This window comes from Promicromonospora xylanilytica (assembly GCF_054782895.1).
Window position 1 is genome coordinate 1 of record NZ_BAAGRP010000052.1, and the last position, 5,693, is coordinate 5,693.

The window sequence follows — 5,693 nt, forward strand, 5'->3', positions numbered from 1 at the left end:
CTCTGACGGTGTGCGTCGGTTGTTTGAGAACTCAACAGTGTGCTTGATAGTCAATGCCAAAGTTTTAATCCTCGCAGGGTGTGGCGTGCCAGCTGTCTGGTTGGTGGGTTGCATGTTTGTGGGGTTTGTTTGGACGGACACAAATCATCAGATTTGTATCTGGCCGGTATCATTGTTTGCGCACTGCTTTGTGTGGTGTGTGGATGTTTCTCTTTTACGGAGAGTTTGATCCTGGCTCAGGACGAACGCTGGTGGCGTGCTTAACACATGCAAGTCGAACGGTGATGCCCAGCTTGCTGGGTGGATCAGTGGCGAACGGGTGAGTAACACGTGAGCAACCTGCCCCCTACTTCGGGATAAGCCTTGGAAACGGGGTCTAATACCGGATATGAACGTCTGCCGCATGGTGGGTGTTGGAAAGTTTTTCGGTGGGGGATGGGCTCGCGGCCTATCAGCTTGTTGGTGGGGTAATGGCCTACCAAGGCGTCGACGGGTAGCCGGCCTGAGAGGGCGACCGGCCACACTGGGACTGAGACACGGCCCAGACTCCTACGGGAGGCAGCAGTGGGGAATATTGCACAATGGGCGAAAGCCTGATGCAGCGACGCCACGTGAGGGATGACGGCCTTCGGGTTGTAAACCTCTTTCAGCAGGGAAGAAGCGAAAGTGACGGTACCTGCAGAAGAAGCGCCGGCTAACTACGTGCCAGCAGCCGCGGTAATACGTAGGGCGCAAGCGTTGTCCGGAATTATTGGGCGTAAAGAGCTCGTAGGCGGTCTGTCGCGTCTGGTGTGAAATCCCATGGCTCAACTGTGGGCTTGCATCGGGTACGGGCAGACTAGAGTACTGTAGGGGAGACTGGAATTCCTGGTGTAGCGGTGGAATGCGCAGATATCAGGAGGAACACCGATGGCGAAGGCAGGTCTCTGGGCAGTTACTGACGCTGAGGAGCGAAAGCATGGGGAGCGAACAGGATTAGATACCCTGGTAGTCCATGCCGTAAACGTTGGGCACTAGGTGTGGGGCCAGTTCCACTGGTTCTGTGCCGCAGCTAACGCATTAAGTGCCCCGCCTGGGGAGTACGGCCGCAAGGCTAAAACTCAAAGGAATTGACGGGGGCCCGCACAAGCGGCGGAGCATGCGGATTAATTCGATGCAACGCGAAGAACCTTACCAAGGCTTGACATGTACGAGAAAGCCCCAGAGATGGGGTTCTCTTTGGACACTCGTACACAGGTGGTGCATGGTTGTCGTCAGCTCGTGTCGTGAGATGTTGGGTTAAGTCCCGCAACGAGCGCAACCCTTATCCTATGTTGCCAGCGGGTTATGCCGGGGACTCATGGGAGACTGCCGGGGTCAACTCGGAGGAAGGTGGGGATGACGTCAAATCATCATGCCCCTTATGTCTTGGGCTTCACGCATGCTACAATGGCCGGTACAGAGGGCTGCGATACCGTGAGGTGGAGCGAATCCCAAAAAGCCGGTCTCAGTTCGGATCGGGGTCTGCAACTCGACCCCGTGAAGTCGGAGTCGCTAGTAATCGCAGATCAGCAACGCTGCGGTGAATACGTTCCCGGGCCTTGTACACACCGCCCGTCAAGTCACGAAAGTTGGTAACACCCGAAGCTCACGGCCCAACCCGCAAGGGGGGGAGTGGTCGAAGGTGGGACTGGCGATTGGGACTAAGTCGTAACAAGGTAGCCGTACCGGAAGGTGCGGCTGGATCACCTCCTTTCTAAGGAGCTCATCTCCATCAGTCCCTGGGATACCCGGGGTCGCCGGCCGGCTCTGCGGAGTCAGCATCCTTCGGGGTGTGTGGTTGGTGCTGGTGGCAGAGGCCAGGCCCAGGCCGTACGCGTCTGGGGTGGTTGCTCATGGGTGGAACATTGACGAAGAGTCTCCCTGCTGGGGTGGCTGTTAGTACGCCGGTGCTTGTCACGGGTTGGAACGCGGCTGGTCTGGGGTGGGTGGCTTGCTGAGCACACTGTTGGGTCCTGAGGCAACCGGCCGGCCCCCTCTCTTGGGGGGTGCGGGGTGGGTGTTTCTGGTTCGAGTACGGGTCATCTGGTTCGTGTCATACCCTGCCGGCTTGCTGGTGGTGGTGTCACGGGTTGCTGGGTGGGTTCGTCCGTTGCTTGAGAACTGCATAGTGGACGCGAGCATCTTTGAATTTTTCCAAGATTGCGACCGTGAAATGGATGACCATGGGTCTTTGGCTTGTGGTTGTTGTTTTGTGGTCATCTTGGTTTCTGTGATTGTAGTGTTTGTTGAAGTTTTTTAGGGCACATTGGTGGATGCCTTGGCACTAGGAGCCGAAGAAGGACGTTGTAGCCTGCGATAATCCTCGGGGAGTTGGCAGACGAGCTGTGATCCGAGGGTCTCCGAATGGGGGAACCCAGCCGAAGTCATGTTCGGTTACCCGCGCCTGAATGTATAGGGCGTGTGGAGGGAACGTCGGGAAGTGAAACATCTCAGTACCGACAGGAAGAGATATTCCGTGAGTAGTGGCGAGCGAAAGCGGATGAGGCCAAACCGTATGCGTGTCAAGCTGTCAGGCGTTGCGTGTGCGGGGTTGTGGGACCTTCCGGGAAGATCTGACAGTCTTCCGGCCAGTCAGAAAGTCGTGTCATAGTCGAACCGGGTTGAATACCGGACCGTAGTGGGTGGGAGTCCCGTAGACGAAATGGCATGGCCTGGTGGAGGGGATCCCAAGTAGCACGGGGCCCGTGAAATCTCGTGTGAATCTGGCAAGACCACTTGCTAAGCCTAAATACTACCTAGTGACCGATAGCGGACAAGTACCGTGAGGGAAAGGTGAAAAGTACCCCGGGAGGGGAGTGAAATAGTACCTGAAACCGTGTGCCTACAATCCGTCGGAGCCTCCTTGGTAGGGGTGACGGCGTGCCTTTTGAAGAATGAGCCTGCGAGTTAGTGCTCGGTGGCGAGGTTAACCCGTGTGGGGTATCCGTAGCGAAAGCGAGTCCGAATAGGGCGCTCATAGTCGCCGGGTCTAGACCCGAAGCGAAGTGATCTAGCCATGGGCAGGTTGAAGCGCCGGTAAGACGGCGTGGAGGACCGAACCCACCAGGGTTGAAAACCTGGGGGATGACCTGTGGTTAGGGGTGAAAGGCCAATCAAACTTCGTGATAGCTGGTTCTCCCCGAAATGCATTTAGGTGCAGCGTCGCGTGTTTCTTACCGGAGGTAGAGCTACTGGATGGCTAATGGGCCTCACCAGGTTACTGACGTCAGCCAAACTCCGAATGCCGGTAAGTGCAAGCGCGGCAGTGAGACTGCGGGGGATAAGCTCCGTGGTCGAGAGGGAAACAGCCCAGATCACCGGCTAAGGCCCCTAAGCGTGTGCTCAGTGGGAAAGGATGTGGAGTTGCACAGACAACCAGGAGGTTGGCTTAGAAGCAGCCACCCTTGAAAGAGTGCGTAATAGCTCACTGGTCAAGTGATTCCGCGCCGACAATGTAGCGGGGCTCAAGCACACCGCCGAAGCCGTGGCACTCACACGTTAGCCCAGCACCAGACTTGTTCTGTGTGTTCAGGTGTGTGGGTGGGTAGGGGAGCGTCGTGTGGGCAGTGAAGTCGCAGGGTGACCTAGCGGTGGAGCCTACACGAGTGAGAATGCAGGCATGAGTAGCGAATGACGGGTGTGAATCCCGTCCGCCGAATGACCAAGGGTTCCAGGGCCAGGTTCATCCGCCCTGGGTAAGTCGGGACCTAAGGCGAGGCCGACAGGCGTAGTCGATGGACAAGGAGTTGATATTCTCCTACCGGCGAAGTACCGCCCATACCGAGCCCGGTGATACTAACCATCCCGAGCCCACACCGTTCTCTTCGGAGAGCATCGTGGGTGAGGCGTGGGACCTGATCCGGTAGTAGGTAAGCGTGTTAACAGGGGTGACGCAGGAAGGTAGCCAGGCGTGGCGATGGTTGTCCACGTCCAAGGTTGTAGCCCGTCCCATAGGCAAATCCGTGGGGCATGTGGGTGAGAGCTGATAGTGACCGTGTATGCGGGAAACTGGTGATCCTATGCTGCCTAGAAAAGCCTCGACGCGAGGGACTAGCCGCCCGTACCCTAAACCGACTCAGGTGGTCAGGTAGAGAATACTAAGGCGATCGAGAGAATCGTGGTTAAGGAACTCGGCAAAATGCCCCCGTAACTTCGGGAGAAGGGGGGCCTGAACCGTTAACCCACTTGCTGGGGGACGCGGGGAGGGCCGCAGAGACCAGGGAGAAGCGACTGTTTACTAAAAACACAGGTCCGTGCGAAGTCGCAAGACGATGTATACGGACTGACGCCTGCCCGGTGCTGGAAGGTTAAGAGGACGGGTCAGCCTTTGGCGAAGCCCAGAATTTAAGCCCCAGTAAACGGCGGTGGTAACTATAACCATCCTAAGGTAGCGAAATTCCTTGTCGGGTAAGTTCCGACCTGCACGAATGGCGTAACGACTTCTCCGCTGTCTCAACCGCGAACTCGGCGAAATTGCACTACGAGTAAAGATGCTCGTTACGCGCAGCAGGACGGAAAGACCCCGGGACCTTTACTATAGCTTGGTATTGGTGTTCGGTGCGGTTTGTGTAGGATAGGTGGGAGACTGTGAAGCCAGGGCGCCAGCTCGGGTGGAGTCATTGTTGAAATACCACTCTGATCGCTTCGGATGTCTAACCTCGGTCCGTGATCCGGATCAGGGACAGTGCCTGGTGGGTAGTTTAACTGGGGCGGTTGCCTCCTAAAATGTAACGGAGGCGCTCAAAGGTTCCCTCAGCCTGGTTGGCAATCAGGTGTCGAGTGCAAGTGCACAAGGGAGCTTGACTGTGAGACCGACAGGTCGAGCAGGGACGAAAGTCGGAACTAGTGATCCGGCGGTGGCTTGTGGAAGCGCCGTCGCTCAACGGATAAAAGGTACCCCGGGGATAACAGGCTGATCTTGCCCAAGAGTCCATATCGACGGCATGGTTTGGCACCTCGATGTCGGCTCGTCGCATCCTGGGGCTGGAGTAGGTCCCAAGGGTTGGGCTGTTCGCCCATTAAAGCGGTACGCGAGCTGGGTTTAGAACGTCGTGAGACAGTTCGGTCCCTATCCGCTGCGCGCGCAGGAAACTTGAGAAGGGCTGTCCCTAGTACGAGAGGACCGGGACGGACGAACCTCTGGTGTGCCAGTTGTTCCGCCAGGAGCACGGCTGGTTGGCTACGTTCGGAAGGGATAACCGCTGAAAGCATCTAAGCGGGAAGCCTGCTTCGAGATGAGGTTTCCATACACCCTTGTGGTGTGAGAGGCACCCAGCAGACCACTGGGTTGATAGGCCGGATGTGGAAGACAGGACTAACGACTGTCGGAGCTGACCGGTACTAACTGCCGATAACTTCACAACACCTCAACACTACTTAATAAGATTTCGAAGGTTTTGTTACGCGTCCACTATGCGGTTCCCGAGTCACGGGCACCAACCCCGTATCATCCACGGTCCCTTCCACGGGAATGATGGGTGATGCGCAGAGGGTTTGCCTTCTCGATAGTGTTACGGTGGTCATAGCGTAGGGGAAACGCCCGGTCCCATTCCGAACCCGGAAGCTCAGCCCTACAGCGCCGATGGTACTGCCCTGGAGACGGGGTGGGAGAGTAGGACGCCGCCGGACAACCATTCCCAGCAGGGGATGGAACCCGCGCACCCTTTCGGGTG

At 57.1% G+C, this 5,693-nt stretch carries 3 rRNA genes; all 3 read left to right on the forward strand.

Going from position 1 to position 5,693, the window contains the following annotated elements:
• The first annotated feature begins 213 nt into the window (after positions 1 to 213).
• The 3 genes from ACYVK7_RS17850 (at position 214) to rrf (ending at position 5,649) form a co-directional block, all read left to right on the forward strand.
• Positions 214 to 1,735: ribosomal RNA gene (locus ACYVK7_RS17850) — 16S ribosomal RNA — on the forward strand.
• Positions 1,736 to 2,265: 530 nt separating this feature from the next.
• Positions 2,266 to 5,384: ribosomal RNA gene (locus tag ACYVK7_RS17855) — 23S ribosomal RNA — on the forward strand.
• 148 nt (positions 5,385 to 5,532) lie between these two features.
• Positions 5,533 to 5,649 (forward strand): 5S ribosomal RNA (gene rrf / locus ACYVK7_RS17860).
• Together the 16S, 23S and 5S rRNA genes form the textbook arrangement of a ribosomal RNA operon.
• The last annotated feature ends 44 nt before the right edge of the window (positions 5,650 to 5,693 follow it).